At 75.1% G+C, this 15,594-nt stretch carries 17 protein-coding genes; 8 read left to right on the top strand and 9 right to left on the bottom strand.

Annotation, left to right across the window (positions count from 1 at the left end; all coding sequences use genetic code 11):
* The first annotated feature begins 11 nt into the window (after positions 1-11).
* From ABZ249_RS18700 to ABZ249_RS18685, 4 genes are all read left to right on the top strand, one after another.
* Positions 12-1,400, top strand: a complete 1,389-nt coding sequence (locus ABZ249_RS18700; protein ID WP_355264264.1) for an MFS transporter — start codon at positions 12-14, stop codon at positions 1,398-1,400.
* 111 nt (positions 1,401-1,511) lie between these two features.
* Positions 1,512-4,511: an SNF2-related protein gene (locus ABZ249_RS18695; protein WP_355264261.1), complete on the top strand. Its 3,000-nt coding sequence runs from the start codon at positions 1,512-1,514 to the stop codon at positions 4,509-4,511.
* The gene (locus ABZ249_RS18690; protein ID WP_355264258.1) at positions 4,508-5,188 is read left to right on the top strand and encodes a hypothetical protein; all 681 of its coding nucleotides are present in this window, start codon (positions 4,508-4,510) and stop codon (positions 5,186-5,188) included. The genes ABZ249_RS18695 and ABZ249_RS18690 overlap by 4 nt, the downstream gene beginning before the upstream one ends.
* Positions 5,189-5,531: 343 nt before the next feature.
* Positions 5,532-6,371, top strand: a complete 840-nt coding sequence (locus ABZ249_RS18685) for an SAM-dependent methyltransferase (protein WP_355264255.1) — start codon at positions 5,532-5,534, stop codon at positions 6,369-6,371.
* 42 nt (positions 6,372-6,413) lie between these two features.
* Here ABZ249_RS18685 and pcaD read toward each other — a convergent pair whose 3' ends face one another.
* Positions 6,414-7,187, bottom strand: coding sequence for a 3-oxoadipate enol-lactonase (gene pcaD, locus ABZ249_RS18680; protein WP_355264252.1), 774 nt, complete (start codon positions 7,185-7,187; stop codon positions 6,414-6,416).
* Between the two features lie 164 nt (positions 7,188-7,351).
* Between pcaD and ABZ249_RS18675 the strand changes: the two genes are divergently transcribed.
* Positions 7,352-8,155 (top strand): IclR family transcriptional regulator C-terminal domain-containing protein, encoded by an 804-nt coding sequence (locus ABZ249_RS18675; RefSeq protein WP_355264249.1) that lies wholly within the window; start codon positions 7,352-7,354, stop codon positions 8,153-8,155.
* A gap of 13 nt (positions 8,156-8,168) precedes the next feature.
* Here the strand turns inward: ABZ249_RS18675 and ABZ249_RS18670 are convergent, their stop codons facing one another.
* The 4 genes from ABZ249_RS18670 to ABZ249_RS18655 all read right to left on the bottom strand — a co-directional run bounded on the left by ABZ249_RS18670 (position 8,169) and on the right by ABZ249_RS18655 (position 10,923).
* A complete protein-coding gene (locus ABZ249_RS18670; protein WP_355264246.1) occupies positions 8,169-8,855 on the bottom strand; it encodes a response regulator transcription factor in 687 nt (228 codons plus the stop codon).
* A 23-nt stretch (positions 8,856-8,878) separates the two neighbouring features.
* Positions 8,879-10,057 carry a sensor histidine kinase gene (locus tag ABZ249_RS18665; RefSeq protein WP_355264243.1) on the bottom strand — a complete coding sequence of 393 codons (1,179 nt, stop codon included), beginning with the start codon at positions 10,055-10,057 and terminating at the stop codon, positions 8,879-8,881.
* A complete protein-coding gene (locus tag ABZ249_RS18660) occupies positions 10,054-10,278 on the bottom strand; it encodes a DUF5957 family protein (RefSeq protein WP_355264240.1) in 225 nt (74 codons plus the stop codon). The genes ABZ249_RS18665 and ABZ249_RS18660 overlap by 4 nt, the downstream gene beginning before the upstream one ends.
* A 123-nt stretch (positions 10,279-10,401) precedes the next feature.
* Complete coding sequence (locus ABZ249_RS18655; protein ID WP_355264237.1) at positions 10,402-10,923, bottom strand: CGNR zinc finger domain-containing protein; 522 nt, start codon at positions 10,921-10,923, stop codon at positions 10,402-10,404.
* Between the two features lie 25 nt (positions 10,924-10,948).
* Between ABZ249_RS18655 and ABZ249_RS18650 the strand changes: the two genes are divergently transcribed.
* Positions 10,949-11,086 carry a hypothetical protein gene (locus ABZ249_RS18650; protein ID WP_220561394.1) on the top strand — a complete coding sequence of 46 codons (138 nt, stop codon included), beginning with the start codon at positions 10,949-10,951 and terminating at the stop codon, positions 11,084-11,086.
* A gap of 15 nt (positions 11,087-11,101) precedes the next feature.
* Here ABZ249_RS18650 and ABZ249_RS18645 read toward each other — a convergent pair whose 3' ends face one another.
* Positions 11,102-11,683, bottom strand: a complete 582-nt coding sequence (locus ABZ249_RS18645) for a TetR family transcriptional regulator (RefSeq protein ID WP_355264233.1) — start codon at positions 11,681-11,683, stop codon at positions 11,102-11,104.
* Positions 11,684-11,752: 69 nt separating this feature from the next.
* Between ABZ249_RS18645 and ABZ249_RS18640 the strand changes: the two genes are divergently transcribed.
* Together ABZ249_RS18640 and ABZ249_RS18635 are read left to right on the top strand one after the other, a co-directional pair.
* Complete coding sequence (locus tag ABZ249_RS18640; protein WP_355264230.1) at positions 11,753-12,619, top strand: NAD(P)H-binding protein; 867 nt, start codon at positions 11,753-11,755, stop codon at positions 12,617-12,619.
* Positions 12,620-12,737: 118 nt separating this feature from the next.
* Complete coding sequence (locus ABZ249_RS18635) at positions 12,738-13,616, top strand: aldo/keto reductase (RefSeq protein ID WP_220561397.1); 879 nt, start codon at positions 12,738-12,740, stop codon at positions 13,614-13,616.
* A 68-nt stretch (positions 13,617-13,684) separates the two neighbouring features.
* On the opposite strand, the gene ABZ249_RS18630 is transcribed toward ABZ249_RS18635, so the two are convergent.
* The 3 genes from ABZ249_RS18630 to ABZ249_RS18620 all read right to left on the bottom strand — a co-directional run bounded on the left by ABZ249_RS18630 (position 13,685) and on the right by ABZ249_RS18620 (position 15,574).
* Complete coding sequence (locus ABZ249_RS18630) at positions 13,685-14,206, bottom strand: GNAT family N-acetyltransferase (RefSeq protein ID WP_355264226.1); 522 nt, start codon at positions 14,204-14,206, stop codon at positions 13,685-13,687.
* A gap of 292 nt (positions 14,207-14,498) precedes the next feature.
* Complete coding sequence (locus tag ABZ249_RS18625) at positions 14,499-14,717, bottom strand: hypothetical protein (RefSeq protein WP_355264223.1); 219 nt, start codon at positions 14,715-14,717, stop codon at positions 14,499-14,501.
* 104 nt (positions 14,718-14,821) lie between these two features.
* Entirely contained in the window at positions 14,822-15,574 is a 753-nt protein-coding gene (locus ABZ249_RS18620; protein ID WP_355264220.1) for an alpha/beta fold hydrolase, read from the bottom strand.
* Positions 15,575-15,594: the final 20 nt, after the last annotated feature.

Below are 15,594 nucleotides of genomic sequence, written 5' to 3'. Positions count from 1 at the left end.
AAACCCCCACCATGACCGACCCCGCCCCGGAGGCCACCGCGCACTCCGAACCCTCCCCCGACCCGGCGCAGCGCCGCCGCGAACAGCGCGGCTGGTACCTGTACGACTGGGCGAACTCGGTGTTCATCACCTCGGTGGTGACCGTGCTCATCGGCCCCTACCTGAGCGGCCTGGCCTGCTCGTCGGTGGGCGCCGACACCTCGCAGGCGTGCCTGGACCCGGACCTGTCGCTGGGGCTGTTCGGCCTGCACCCCAACGCGCTGTACCCGGCGCTGACCACCGCCGCCATCCTCGTCCAGATCGTGCTCCTGCCGGTGTTCGGGGCGATGGTCGACCATTCGCGGCACAAGAAGCGGTGGCTGTTCTGGACCGCGTTCGGCGGCTCGGCGGCCACCGTCGGCCTGTACTTCGCCGCCGACGGCTACCTGGCGGCCTCGGTGCTGTTCCTGCTGGCCAACCTGCTGTACGGCTTCTCGATCGTGGTGTACAACGCGTTCCTGCCCGAGGTCTCCACCCCCGACGAGCGCGACCGGGTGTCGGTGTCCGGGTGGGGCATCGGCTACCTGGGCGGGGCGCTGCTGCTGGTCGTGCACCTGGTGCTGGTGCTCAACACCGACGCGCTGGGCATCGGCGCCGCGGACGCCGCCCGGATCGCGTTCGCGTCCTGCGGCGTCTGGTGGCTGGGCTTCACCGTCCTGGCGCTGCGCCCCCTGCGCAACCGCTACGGGGCGCTGGCCACCGGCGGACCGCCCAGGATCGGGCAGTCGGTCAGGCAGTTCGGGCGCACGCTCAAGGACATGCGCAAGTACCCGAACACCATCCTGTTCCTGCTCGCGTTCATCTTCTTCAACGACGGCGTGCAGGCGGCCATCCGCTACGCCGCCCCCTTCGCCACCCAGGACCTGGGCCTGGAGCAGGGCACGCTGATCCTGACGATCCTCATCATCCAGTTCGTGGCCTTCGCCGGCGCCTTCGCCACCGGCTGGCTGTCCCGGTACCTGGGGTCCAAGCGCACGGTCCTGGTGACGCTGGTGGTCTGGGGCGGCCTGGTGTCGGCCGCCTACTTCCTGCCCGCGGGCCACGTGCCGCTGTTCATCGCCCTGGGCGTGGGCATCGGCCTGGTGCTGGGCGGCACCCAGTCGCTGGCGCGGTCGCTGTTCTCCCAGCTCATCCCCAAGGGCCGGGAGGCCGAGTACTTCAGCCTCTACCAGATCTCCGACAAGGGCTCCACGTTCCTGGGGTCGCTGGCGGTGACGGTCGCGGTGTCGATCACCGGCGGCTACCGGGTGGCGGTGGTGTCGCTGATCGCGTTCTTCATCATCGGCGGCGTCCTGCTGTGGCGCACCCGCATGCGCGAGGGCATCCTCGCCGTCGGCAACGAGGTCCCCGAACGCCTCTGACCTCCCCGCGCATCCGAGGGCCCCGGCGGACGCCGGGGCCCTCGTGCGTCCCGCCGCCCGGGGTGTCGGCGGGGACCGGGATACTGGGGCCCGAGGGGAACGGAGGGACGGATGCGGGTGCTGCACGGGGTGTGGGACAGGGACGCGCTGGTGGTGTGGGGTGAGGGCGAGGCCCCCGGCACCGGGCGGGCCGGGGACCGGCCGCACCCGTTCGCGCTGGGGCACCGGGCGCTGGAGGCCCTGGCCGCCGGGGCGGAGGACCCGTCGCCCGACGCTTCCGACGGGGGCGCTGGAGGGCGGGCGGCGCCGGAGCGGACCGTGCTGGAGCTGCGGCTGCCCGGGACGACCGCCGCCCCCGACCACTCCGCGCGGGCCTCCGTGGAGCCCGCCGCGTTCCACACCTGGACCGTGCCCGGCCTGCGGCTGCCGCCCGCGGCCGCCGACCGGCTGCTCGGCTCCCCGCCTGACGGGGCGGGCCCGTCCCTGCGCCACCTGGCCGCGGTGGACGCCTTCGCCCGCGCGCTGGTGGACGCCGGGTGCGTGCTGCCGGACCTGGTGGGCGCGCCGCCCCGGGCGCGGTGGCGGCCCGCCCCCGCCTCCTGGGCCGAGGAGCACCTGGCCGCGCTCACCGCCTCCCTGCCCGCCTCCGCGCGGGCCCACCTGCCCGGCGCCTCCGCCGACGCCGTCGCCCGCGCCTGCGTGCTGGCACCCGTGGAGCTGCTCACCGACGCCGTGGCCCGCCGCACCGCCCTCAACGGACGCCTCCGGCGGCAGGCCCCCCGCCCGTCGCCCTCCAGCACGGCGCACACCCCGGAGGCGCTGCTGGCCGCCGCGCTGACCGGGAACGACCCCGTGCTGGACGCCGAGGCCGCCGCCCGGCTGCGGCCGGCCCTGAAGGAGTGGCGCTCCCGGGTGCGCGGCGCGGGCCGCGCCGGGCTGCTGTTCCTGCTGCGCGAACCCGACCGCGGCACCCCCTGGACCGTCGAGTTCTGGGTCCGCTCGGTCGCCGACCCCGGCCTGCGCCTGCCCCTGGAGCAGGTGTGGTCCGGCGAGGGCGCCGCCTGGCTTCCCCCCGACGTCTCCGTCACCGCCCTGGCCGACCTGCGCCGTGCCGCGCGCCACCACCCGCTGGTCGGCCGGGCGCTGGGCGACCTGGCCCCCTCCCGGCTGCTGCTCGGTGTGGAGGACGCCCAGCGGTTCGTCGCCGAAGCCGCGCCCGCGCTGGCCGCCGCCGGTTTCGGGGTGGTCCTGCCCGAGCTGCGCAAGGGCCCCCGGGTGGGCCTGCGCATGACCGCCGAACCCGTCAAGGGCCGCAAGGGCGTCGGCGGCATCGGCCCCTCCGACATCGTCGCCGTGTCCTTCGAGGCGGTGCTGCGCGGCGACCCCGACGGCGAGACCGCCCCCCTCACCGAGGAGGAGCTGGCCGAACTGGCCGAGCTGGCCCGTCTCAAGCGCTCCCTGGTGCGGGTGCGCGGCCGCTGGACCCAGCTGGACCCCGAGCGCCTGGAGGCCGCGCTGGAGTGGATCTCCACGCGCGGGCGCCGGATGCGCCCCGACGAGGCGGTGCGCACCGCGGTCGGCGCCGGCCAGGCCCCGCCGCTGCCGGTCGAGGAGGTCGTCGCCCCCGGCCCGCTGGGCGCCCTGTTCGACGGCTCGGCCGCCGCCGACCTGCGCCCCCTGGGCACCCCCGACGGGTTCAAGGCCCACCTGCGCCCCTACCAGGAGCGGGGCGCCTCCTGGCTGCGGTTCCTGGGCGAGCTGGGCCTGGGCGCGGTCCTGGCCGACGACATGGGCCTGGGCAAGACCGTCCAGCTGCTGGCCCTGCTCGCCGACGCCCGTCCGCTGGACACCGGCCCCACCCTGCTGGTCTGCCCGGTGTCCCTGGTCGGCAACTGGCGGCGCGAGGCCGAGCGCTTCGCCCCCGACCTGCGCGTCCACGTCCAGCACGGCCCCGACCGCCCGCACGGCAACGACCTGGCCCGCCTGGTCGGCCGCTGCGACCTGGTGATCACCACCTACGGGGTGGTCTCCCGCGACACCGGCGAACTGGCGGGCCTGCCCTGGCAGCGCGTGGTCTGCGACGAGGCCCAGGCCCTGAAGAACCACGACACCCTCCAGGCCAGGGCGGTGCGCTCCCTGCCCGGGCGCACCCGCATCGCGCTCACCGGCACCCCGGTCGAGAACGACCTGGAGGAGCTGTGGTCGATCATGGACTTCGCCAACCCGGGCCTGCTCGGCTCCGCGGCCGCCTTCCGCGAGGCCGTGGCCGGGGAGGACGGCCCCGACACCGCCCGGGTCCGGCGGATGACCGGCCCGTTCGTGCTGCGCCGCCTCAAGACCGACCGGTCGATCATCGCCGACCTGCCGGAGAAGGTGGAGATGCGCACCTGGTGCACCCTCACCCCCGAGCAGGCGTCCCTGTACAAGGCGGTCGTGGAGGAGATGACCGAGCGCCTGCGCGAGGCCGACGAGCGCGAACGCAAGGGCCTGGTGCTGGCGACCATGACCCGGCTCAAGCAGATCTGCAACCACCCCGCCCAGTTCCTGGGCGACGGCTCGGCGCTGGCGGGCCGGTCGGGCAAGCTGGACCGGCTGGAGTCGATCCTGGGCGAGGCCGCCGCCGAGGGCGACAAGGCCCTGTGCTTCACCCAGTACGCCCGCTTCGGCGACCGGCTGGCCCCTTATCTGCGTTCGCGGCTGGGGGTGCCGGTGCTGTGGCTGCACGGCGGCACCCCGCGCGCCGAGCGCGAGGAGATGATGCACCGCTTCCAGACCCTGGACGGCCCCGCGGTGTTCCTGCTCTCGCTCAAGGCCGCGGGCACCGGCCTCAACCTCACCGCGGCCAACCACGTGGTGCACGTGGACCGGTGGTGGAACCCGGCGGTGGAGGACCAGGCGACCGACCGGGCGTTCCGGATCGGGCAGCGGCGCGACGTGCAGGTCCGCAAGATGGTGTGCGTGGGCACCGTGGAGGAGCGGGTGGACGAGATGATCGAACGCAAGAGCGCCCTGGCGCGGGGCGCTGTGGCCACCGGCGAGGCCTGGCTGGCCGGGCTCTCGGTGGACGACCTGCGCGAGGTCGTGCGCCTGGCCCCGGAGGCGGTGGCGTGAGCTGGTCGGAGCAGGTGGAGCAGTGGCTGGGCCCGTCGGTCCCGGGCCCGGTGGACCGGCTGTCGGTGCGCCCGGGCGAGGTCACCGCGCGGGTCGGCGGGTTCGAGGTGAGCCTGATCCGCGCGGTGCCCGACGACGCCCTGTGGGACCGCGTGTGCGAGGCCCTGGCCTCCCAGGAGGTGTTCCGGGCCCGGGTGCTGGCCGGCGAGCTGCCGGTACCGGTGGGGCGGGTGTGCACGATGTTCGGGGTGGACCTGGTGCCGCGGGGCTGGGACGCCCTGGTGGCCACCTGCTCCTGCGACCGCTGGGACGGGGTGTGCGCGCACCTGCGGGCGGCGGCCGCGGCCCTGGCCGCGCAGGCGGACCGGGACCCGTTCTCGCTCACCCGGTGGGCGGGTATGGACAGGGGCGCGCTGCGCACCCGGGTGATGGCGGCCGGGCGCATAAAAGGACCTTCGGTCCCAGAGGAGACAGCTCGGGATAATGTCTCCGAGGCGATAATCGAAGACGTCACCGACCCCTCCGATCACGCACCGGACTCGGCGGCAGCGTTCTGGTCGGCGCCTTCCCCGCCGGGGCCGGTGGATATACCCTCGGGTTCCGGGGACCGCATCAGGGCCGCCGCTCCGGGCGCGCTGGCCGACGAACTGCCGCCATTCCCGCGCCCGGGAACATGAACACGGGCCGATCGAATACGCGATTTGCGATTTCCTCGGGAAAACGCCCGTGGGAAGTGACCGGGGCGGTTACGATTCGGCTCAAGATCACGTCGCACGGCGTGGCGGATTCCCGCACGGGAAAACGGGAACCCGTTCGGCGCGCGCGTCCCGCGCCGCCCGAGCACAGGAGGTCGACGATGCCGGTCCGCAGCCCCGCACCGCGCGTCCTCCGCCCCGTCCGTACGGGCCCTCTCTTCCTCACCGCCGCCCCCGCGCGCGACGACCGCACCCACACGACGAAGGAGGCAGGGGCGCCCTCTGCCCGGCGGTGTCGTCCGCCGGGTGCCGCCCCGGACCGCACATGGCCGACCGCTTCCCCCCCGACATCGACATGGAGACCCCCAGCGTCGCCCGGATGTACGACTACCTGCTCGGCGGCAAGGACAACTTCGAGGTGGACCGCAAGGCCTGTGACGTCCTCCTTGCGCAGCTACCGGAGTTCCTCACGCTCTCCCACCAGAACCGGGCGTTCCTGACCCGGGCGGTGGAGTACGCGGCCTCGCAGGGCATCGACCAGTTCCTGGACCTGGGGGCCGGGCTGCCCACGGCGGACAACACCCACCAGGTCGCCCAGCGGGTCTCGCCGGACGCCCGGGTCCTGTACGTGGACAACGACCCGATCGTCATCGCCCACGGCCGGGCGCTGCTGGCGGGCGGCCGGGGCGCCGGGTTCCTGATGGCCGACATCTCCCAGGGGGTGGAGCCCGTCCTGACCGCCCCCCTCACCCGCGACCTGCTGGACACCGACCGGCCGCTGGGCGTCATGCTGGTGTCGATGCTGCACTGCATCCCCGACAGCGCCGACCCCTTCGGCATGGTGGCCCGGCTGATGGAGCGCGTGGCCCCGGGGTCCTTCCTGATCTACTCGCACATCGTGTCCGACGACCCCGAGACCGCCGCGTGGGTCACCGACAAGATGCTGTCCTTCGGCACCCCGTGGGGGCGGGTCCGCTCCCCCAAGGAGGCCGCTGCGGCCTTCGAGGGGCTGGACCGGGTGAGCGCCTGGTCCGACGACCGCGACGAGGAGCCGCGGGCGGTCGACTGCGCCAGCTGGCGCCACCCCGAGATCGCGCCGCGGACCCGGCCGGGCGACCTGACGGTCAAGCTGTGGGAGTACTCGGGGGTGGCGGTCAAGCGGTGAGGCGCCGGGTCCCGCCGGAGCGCTCCGGCGGGACCGGGCCCGTCACCCCTGCGCGGAGAAGTGCCGCAGGAGCAGGGCGTTCACCTCGTCCGGGCGCTGCCAGGACACCAGGTGCGCAGTGGCGGGCAGCGTCGTGTACCCGGCACCGGGGACGAGCCGGGCGATGACGTCCGCGTGCCGGTCGGCCGGGGTGGAGGGGTCCTCCGCCCCGGCCACGACCAGGGTGGGGGCGGTGACGCCGGGCAGGTCGCCGCGCACGTCGTAGCCCGCGACGGCCTCGCAGCAGCCCGCGTAGCCCTCCGGGTCGGTGGCGGCGACCAGGTCGCGCAGGAGCGCGACGTCGCCGGGGTGCTCCCGGGCGAAGTCCGGGGTGAACCAGCGGCCCACCACGGTGTCGGCGACGGCGCCGGTGCCCCGGGCGCGCACCAGGGCGGCGCGTTCGTGCCAGGGCCCGGCCGGGCCGGCGTAGGGCGAGGTGGCCAGCAGGGCCAGGCGGTCGAGGCGCTCCGCGTGGTGGACCGCCAGCCACTGGCCCACCATCCCGCCCAGGGACAGGCCGGCGTAGTGGGCGCGCCCGATGTCCAGGCGGTCCAGCAGCGCCACCACGTCCCCGGCCAGGTCGGCCATGGTGGAGGGGCCGGCCGGGACCGGGGAGCGGCCGTGGCCGCGGTGGTCGAAGCGGATCACCCGGAACGCGGCGGACAGCGCCTCGACCTGGGGCTCCCACATCTCGGTGGTGGTGCCCAGCGAGCCGCCCAGCAGCAGCGGGGGCGCGTCGGCGGGTCCGCTCTCGACGTAGTGCAGGTCGACGCTCATGGGTCCGGTGTCCCCTTCCGTGGCTGTGTCCAGGTGCGGGCCCATCATCGCAGCGGCCCCGGGGAGGCCGGGGCACCGGCACGGTGTGCGGTATGAGAACATCGCCGGGGGCCCTGTCGCCCGCTCCGGCCCTTTTCCCGTGCCCTCGTCCCCAGGAAGAGCAGATGCCCACCGAAGACGAACCGGAACGCGGCGCCCACTTCGTGCAGTCGCTGGAACGCGGCCTGCTGGTGATCCGGGCGTTCTCCGCCGAGCGCCCGTCGATGACCCTGAGCGACGTGGCCCGCGAGACGCACCTGACCCGGGCCGCGGCCCGCCGCTTCCTGCTGACCCTGGCCGACCTGGGGTACGTGCGCACCGACGGGCGGCTGTTCTCGCTGACCCCGCGGGTGCTGGAGCTGGGGTACGCCTACGTGGCCTCGGCGGGGCTGCCCGACGTGGCCCAGCCGCACCTGGAGGACCTCTCGGCGCGGGTGCACGAGTCGGCGTCGGTGTCGGTGCTGGACGGCGACGACGTCCTGTACGTGGCCCGCGTGGCGACCTCGCGCATCATGACCGTGTCGATCCGGGTGGGCACCCGGTTCCCGGCGGTGGCCACGTCGATGGGGCGGGTGCTGCTGGCCGACCGCGACGAGGCCGAGATCGACGCCTTCCTGGAGCGGGTGCGCCTGGAGCCGCTGACCCGGTTCACCGTCACCGACCCGGAGCGGCTGCGCGCCGAGCTGCTGCGGGTGCGCGAGCAGGGGTACGCGATCGTGGACCAGGAGCTGGAGGAGGGGCTGCGGTCGATCGCCGCCCCCGTCCGCGACACCGCGGGCCGGGTGATCGCGGCCGCGAACGTGTCCGCGCAGGCCAACCGGTCCTCGATCGAGGACGTGCGCCGCGACCTGCTGCCCGCCCTGCTGGAGGCGACCGCGCGCATCGAGGCGGACCTGGCGTCGGTCTCCCGCCGCGACGCGGGCCTGTGACCCGTCGGCGGGGTCAGGAGAGCCAGCCCGGGCGGACCACGCCGGTCTCGTAGGCGATCACCACCAGCTGCGCGCGGTCGCGGGCCCCGAGCTTGGTGAGCACCCGGCTGACGTGGGTCTTGGCGGTGGCCGGGGAGACCACCAGGCGGGCCGCCAGCTCCTCGTTGCTGAGCCCGGCGGCGACGGCGGCCAGCACCTCGCGCTCGCGCTCGGTGAGACCGGCCAGGCGGGTGGCGGGCGGCGGCTCCTTGATGCGGTCGGCGAACTCCGCGATGAGCCTGCGGGTGACCGCCGGGGCCAGCAGGGCGTCGCCCCGGGCGGCCACCCGCACGGCGTGCAGCAGCTCGGCGGGCTCGGTGTCCTTGAGCAGGAACCCGCTGGCCCCGGCGCGCAGCGCCGAGTACACGTACTCGTCGAGGTCGAACGTGGTGAGGATGACGACCCGCACCCCCGCCAGGCGCGGGTCGGCGGCGATCCGGCGGGTGGCCTCCAGCCCGTCCGTGCCCGGCATGCGGATGTCCATCAGCACCACGTCGGGGCGGGTGCGCGCGGCGGCCTCCACCGCCTGCGCCCCGTCCCCGGCCTCGGCGACCACCCGCAGGTCGGGCTCGCCCTCGATGATGGAGCGGAAGCCCGCCCGCACCAGGGTCTGGTCGTCGGCGATGAGAACGTCGATGGTGTCGGGGCCGGCGTCGTGCACGCTGCGGTTCCTCTCCGGGGCGGTCAGTCGTCTCGGTCCACCGGCAGGCGGGCCCGTACCCGGAAGCCGCCCCCGGTCCCGGGGCCGGCCTCGAAGGTACCGCCCAGTGCGGTGACGCGCTCGCGCATCCCGGTCAGGCCGTTGCCCTCGACCGGTTCCGCGGTCGCCGACCCGTCGTCGGACACCCGGACCGTGACCGCGCCCGGTTCCGTGGTGAGGGCGACCTCGACGGCGGTGGCGTCGGAGTGGCGGCGCACGTTGGTGAGCGCCTCCTGCACGATCCGGTACAGGGCGGCCCCCACCGGCGCGGGCACCGCGGGCATCTCCGCGGGGCCGCCGGCGGGGGCGCCGTCCACGGTCAGGCGCGCCGGCGGGCCGCCCTCGGCGGCGGCGCGCACCAGGTGGGGCAGCCGGTCGGTACCGGGCACCGGCGCGTTGCCCTCGGCCTCGTCGACCTGGCGCAGCACCCCCAGGGTGGCGCGCAGCTCGCGCAGGGTGTCCTTGGTAATGGCCTTGATGGCCTCCAGCGCCTCCAGGGCCTGCTCGGGGTCGCGGCGGTGCACGGCCGCCGAGGCCTGCACGTTGACCAGGGAGATGTCGTGGGCGATGACGTCGTGGAGCTCGCGGGCGATGCGCAGCCGCTCCTCGGTGGCGCGCCGGCGGGCCTCCTCCTCGCGGGTCCGCTCGGCCTCCAGGGCGCGTTCCTGGGCGGCGCGCAGGTGCGCGGCGCGCTGGTGCAGGACCGCGGCCACCGCCGCGATCGCCACCGTCCAGGCCAGCACCAGCAGGGCCCGCCACGGGTTGAACGCGAACGCCTCGGCGACGGCGAACAGCCCCAGCGCCACCGCGACGGTCACCACGGGGGCGGTCCGCAGCCCCACCGCGGCCATGCGCAGCACCGCGACCAGGAGCAGCAGCCACGCCGCCCACGTGTCGGCGGTGCCGGCCACGTAGTAGAGGGGCAGGCACAGGCCCACCGCGACCGCGGTGACCAGCGGCCGGCGGCCGACCAGCGCCAGCGAGGCGGCGCCCAGGGCGAGCACGGCCAGGGACTGCGGCTGCGGCGCCGACCCGCGGTCCAGCGAGAAGAAGGTCTCGGCGCCGAGCAGGGCCAGGGCGGTCACGGCAGCGATGGCGGCGTCCGCGCCGGCGCCGAAGACGTGTTCGCCCGTGTCCCGGTCGCCCGTGTCCCGCCGTGTCATACGTCCTGTCGCCCCCCGCGCGCCGCCAGCAGCGGTCCGCCCACCAGGCCGGCGGCGGCGCCCACCACGATGAGGTACTTGACTCCGGGTGCCCACGAGGGCAGGTCGCCGCCGCCGAACAGGAGCAGCGCGACGGCGACCACCTCCGACAGGACGAATCCGGCGACCGTGCCGACGACCAGGCCGAGCAGGGACGCGCCGAGTGCCTTCCAGCCGTTCAAGGGCCTCTTCCTTCCTCCTTGTACCACAGGTGCCCCCTCATCCTGCGGGGGCGGAAGGGGGCACGGCGTCGGCCCCGGGTGGACACCCGGCGTCCGCCGGGGGATGTACGCCGCCCGGGGCGCCTACGCCCGGCGGCGGGCGCGGTGGCGGCGCACGGCGTCGCGGTTGCCGCAGGCGGGCGAGCAGTACCGCTGGCGGCCGTTGCGGGAGAAGTCGGCGAAGACCCGGTCGCAGTCGGGCGCGGCGCACCGGCCCAGCCGGTCCATGCCCCGCCCGGTCAGGTGCAGGGCGGTGCCCACCGCGATGAGCGCGGCGATCTGGCGGTGGGCCGGCAGGTCGTCGGGGCGGTAGTGCAGGTGCCAGCCGTCACGGGTGTGGTCGGTCAGGCGCGGCGCGGACGCGAACTCGACGAGCAGCGGGTTGAGGCGGTCGGCCCGCTCCGGGGGGTCGGCGGCGTCGACCACACCGGTCCACTCCCGGAGGAAGGCGCGGACCCGGGCGAGGTCGTCCGCACCGACCTCGCGTTCCAGGACGAACCCCACCTCGGCGCAGCGCCGTGCGAGGTCGTCCGCGTCCTCCGGGGGCCGGTTGACCAGGTCGACGGCGAGTCCCACCGGATCCTGGCCGTAAGGGTTGATATGCATAATGCCATTACATCAGACTGGCGGCATGCGTACCGAGCACGAACACCTCTGGACCACCGAATCCGCCCACACCACCAGCGAGGGCCTGGTCTCCTACCAGCACTGCGCCTGCGGCCGGCGCCGCGTCACCCTGACCCCGCCCGTCACCGTGGCCGCCCCCTGACACGCGCACGGGGCCTCACCGGCGGGCGGTGACGCCGTTCTCCAGGGTGCGCAGCACCAGGGAGGCCACGGCCTGCGGGGAGATCCGCCCGGCCCGGGCCCGTTCCAGGCCGGTGAACAGCAGGGCCCACATGACGTGCACCAGCCAGGCCGGGTCGGCGTCGGGGTCGAAGACCCCCTCGGCCTGGCCCCGCTCGAACAGCCGCACCAGCACCTCGGGCTCCTCGGGCTCGCCGGAGCGGAGTCCGCCGTAGCGGCGCACGGTCGCGGTGTCGCCGAAGGCGAACAGGATCCGGTCGCCGACCTCGACGTGCCCGTTCACCACCCGGCACAGCGCCTCCTCCGCCGGACCCTCCTCCGGGCGCACCTGCTCCATGACCCGGCCGAGTTCGGCGATGGAGTCCTCGAAGGTCGCCTCGACGAGCTTCTCCCGGTCGGGGAAGTAGCGGTGCAGGGTACTGCGACCCACGTCGGCGGCCTCGGCGACGGCGGCCATCGGGGCGTTGCGGTCCCGGCCCAGGACGGAGGCCGCGGCGGCCAGAATGGCGCGCCGGGTCCGGTTGCGGGCCCCTGACCTCGGGTTGTCGGTGGTCGTCATGGCGCCAACCTACCCCCTCCTCCCATAAGGGACTTGCATGCTTCCATAGTGGGACACTACTGTCCCACTATGAATAACAAGAATTCCGAAAAGATCGAACACGTCCTGGTGACCGGCGCCGGCGGCACCGTGGGCGGGCTGGTCGTCCCGGAGCTCCGGGAACGCGGACTGCGCGTCCGCGCCCTCACCCGCGACCCGTCCCGCCGCACGTTCCCCGCCGGGGTCGAGGTCGCGGCGGGCGACCTCGCCGACCCCGCGACCCTGGACGGGGTCTTCGACGGCGTGGACGCCGTGTTCCTGTTCCCCGTCGCCGAGACCGCCGCGGCGGTGGTGGACCTGATGCGCCGGGCCGGGGTCCGGCGAGTGGTCGTCCTGTCCTCGACCTCGGTCTCCGACGGCGACGACACGGACTTCGGCTACCGCCACCACCGCCCGGTCGAGGAGGCGGTGGAGCGTTCCGGCCTGGAGTGGACCCACCTGCGCGCGGGCGAGTTCATGGCCAACGACCTGGACTCCTACAGCGGATCCGTGCGCGCCGAAGGCGTCGTCCGCGCCCCGCACGGCGACCGCCCCTGGGCCCCGGTCCACGAGGCCGACCTCGCGGACGCCGCCGTCGCCGCCCTCACCGGGTCCGGCCACCACGGGAAGGCGTACACCCTCACCGGTCCGGAGACGGTCACCGCCGCCGAACGCGCCGCCGCCATCGGCGCGGCCCTGGGCCGCGAGATCCGGTTCGTGCACCTGAGCAACGAGGAGGCCCGCGAACTGTGGATCTCCCAGGGCGTCCCGCCGGAGATCTGCGACTGGCTGCTGTGGGAGGCCCCCGACGGCTGGGACCCCTCCGGCCTGGTCTCCTCCGACTACGAGAAGATCACCGGCCGCAGGGGGCGCACCTACGCACAGTGGGCCGCCGACCACCGCGCCGACTTCTCCTGAGCCCGGTCCGGGCGGGGCTTCCGTGGCGCCTTGCGGGCGCCGCCGCCTCCTGAGATCCTGCCCGGAACACCGGCCCGGCCGCGTTCCCGGCGGTGGGCCGCACACGAAAGGGACATCCGTGACCGACCAGTACGACGCGGCGGAGCCCGCCGCCCTCTCGGGGACCCTCGCCCTCGGCGGCGACCTGCCGATCCACCGGCTCGGCTTCGGCGCCATGCGGATCGTCGGCGAGGGGGTGTGGGGGCCGCCCCGCGACCGCGACGAGGCGCTGGCGGTCCTGCGCAGGGCCGTCGAACTGGGCGTCACCTTCATCGACACCGCCGACTCCTACGGCCCGCAGATCAGCGAACAGCTCATCCGCGAGGCCCTGCACCCCTACCCCGAGGGCCTGGTCATCGGCACCAAGGCCGGGTTCGTGCGCACCGGTCCGGGCCTGTGGCACCGGCTGGGCCGCCCCGAGTACCTGCGCCAGCAGGTGGAGATGAGCCTGCGGACCCTGGGGCTGGAGCGCATCGACCTGTTCCAGCTGCACCGCATCGACCCCGAGGTGCCGCTGGCCGACCAGCTGGGCGAGCTGGCCGACCTGCGCGCCGAGGGCAAGATCGGCCACATCGGGCTGAGCGAGGTGAGCGTGGACGAGCTGTCGGCGGCCCGCGCCATCACCCCGATCGCCTCGGTGCAGAACCAGTACGCCCCCTCCTTCCGGGAGTCGGAGGACGTGCTGGAGCAGTGCGAGAAGGACGGGATCGCATTCCTGCCCTGGGCCCCGGTGGACCGCGGCGCGCTGGCCGGGCCGGACTCGCCGCTGGCGGCGATGGCCGCCGAGCGCGGGGTCACCCCGGTGCAGCTGGCGCTGGCCTGGCTGCTGCACCGCTCACCGGTGATGGTGCCCATCCCCGGCACCTCGCGGGTGGCGCACCTGGAGGAGAACGTGGCGGCGGCCGCGCTGCGGCTGTCCGAGGAGGAGACCGAGCGCATCGGCAGCCACCTCGGCTGAACCGGCGCGCGCGGGCGGCCCGCCGGGACCCTGCTCCGGTCCCGGCGGGCCGCCCTCGTCCCGATCCGTCAGCTCGGCCGCAGGCGGAAGACCTGCAGGCGCATGTCGTAGTACTTCTCGGTCTCGCCCACCCACTCCATGCCCAGCCGCCGGGCCACCCCGACGGCGCGCACGTTGTTGGGCCGGGCGACGGCGAAGATCTCCTCGATGCCCTGCCCGAAGGCCCAGGTGATGACGGCCCGGCTCGCCTCGGTGGCGTACCCCTGCCCCCACACGTCGGGGCGCAGCGCCCAGGTGAGCTCGAAGTCCTCCTCGTAGGGCGGCAGGAGTTTGAGGGACAGCCCGCCCACCAGCTCGCCGTCCTCCTTGCGGACGATGGCCCAGCGCCCGGCGGGCGGGATGAGGTTGGGTCCGGCCTCGATCCAGGCGTGCAGGACCGAGCGCATCGCGTTCGCGTCGTTCACCGGTTGCCATTCCGGCGTGAGCCAGTGCGCCACCTCGGCGGCCCCGTAGATCTTCAGGGCGGCTTCGGCGTCGTCCAGCTCCCACTCCCTGATCTGGAGTCGTTCGGTCGGCAGCTCAAGGCTCATACCACAACGGTAGCGGCCGTGCGAGCACCGGGACAGGGGTCGGGGGACAAGAGTGGGCATCCGTTGGGGCAGGGCGCCGGGTCCCGGCCGGGGCCCGGCCTACCCGCTCCGGCCCAAGCCGGGGGAAACGGTTCGTCATCCCCTCTTTACCCAGGGTCTTCGGATCGCCTATCGTGGAATCCCGGCCTGGGAGCGCTCCCAGTCGTGGGGGGCGCCGCGGCCGACTCCCCCGCCACCCGGCCGGGACCGCGCGCCCGGGTCCGCCGTGGGGGACGGGCCCGGGCGCCCCGCTTCACCCGGCCCACACGTCCTCGGTGTAGCGGCCCCGCCCGATCAGCCCGTCCAGCCAGGCCCGGGTCCCGGTGGTGAAGTCGCCGGAGGTGTCGGCGGCGGCCAGGTCGCGGGCCAGCCCGGCGCAGGTGCCCGGGCCGGAGCCGCACAGGACGTTCAGCGCCGTGCCGGGTGCGCACCGCGCGGCACCGTCGGCCGCCGCCACCGTCGCCCTGGCCACGGGCGACCTGCCCTCCTAGACCGCGTTCTTCCGGACCGCCGCGGACGGCCCGCGACCGGCGCCGCCCCCGCCCTGCGCCGCGGTAGAGCGCTCGGGAACGGACTCTAGGCGTCGGCCCCGACGGCGGCGCGGACGTCGGCGGTGATCAGCCCGGCCACCTCACCGATGCGGCCGACGAAGTAGAAGTGCCCGCCGGGCAGGGTGTGCCGCACCAGCGGACCGGTCACGTGCTCGCGCCAGGCGTCCATGCGCGCGGGCGGCATCCCGGCGTCCTCGGCCCCGGCCAGCGCGGAGACCGGTATCGGCAGCGGCGGGGTGTCCGGGCGCGGGCGCCAGGTGTCGACCAACTCCAGGTCGGCGCGGATCAGCGGTTCGGCGGCCCGCCACCGCTCGGGGTCCTCCAGGGTGGCCGCGGGGGTGCCGCCCATCCGGGCCAGCCCCGCCCGCAGGCGGTCGGCGGGCAGCAGGTGGCGGGGTTCGATCCACTCCGGCCCCGGAGCCGGGCTCCAGCCCGAGACCCCCAGCCAGGCGGGCGCGGGACCGTCCCCGGCCAGGGCCAGCAGCGCGGTCTCGTAGGCGGCCAGCGCGCCCATGCTGTGCCCGAACAGCCCGAAGGGCCGGTCGTGGTCGGCGCTGATCAGGGCGTACAGGTGCCGGGCCAGCGCGCGGGCGTCGCGGAACGCGGTGTCGTCGCCCTCACGGCCGGGGGCCTGGAGCAGGCACACGTCCCAGTCGTCGGGCAGGTGGCGCACCCAGGGGCGGTACGCCTGTGCCGAACCGCCCGCGTGGTGCAGGACGAACAGCCGGAAGCCCGCCTCGGGCACCGGCCGGATCCGGATCAGGGCGTCCCGACGCACCGCACTCCCCCCTCGAAGGC

It is taken from the genome of Nocardiopsis sp. NPDC006139 (assembly GCF_040614155.1).
Taxonomy (GTDB): Bacteria; Actinomycetota; Actinomycetes; order Streptosporangiales; family Streptosporangiaceae; genus Nocardiopsis; species Nocardiopsis changdeensis.
The sequence above is the reverse complement of the archived record's forward strand: the minus strand, read 5'-3'. Positions and strand labels throughout refer to the sequence as shown.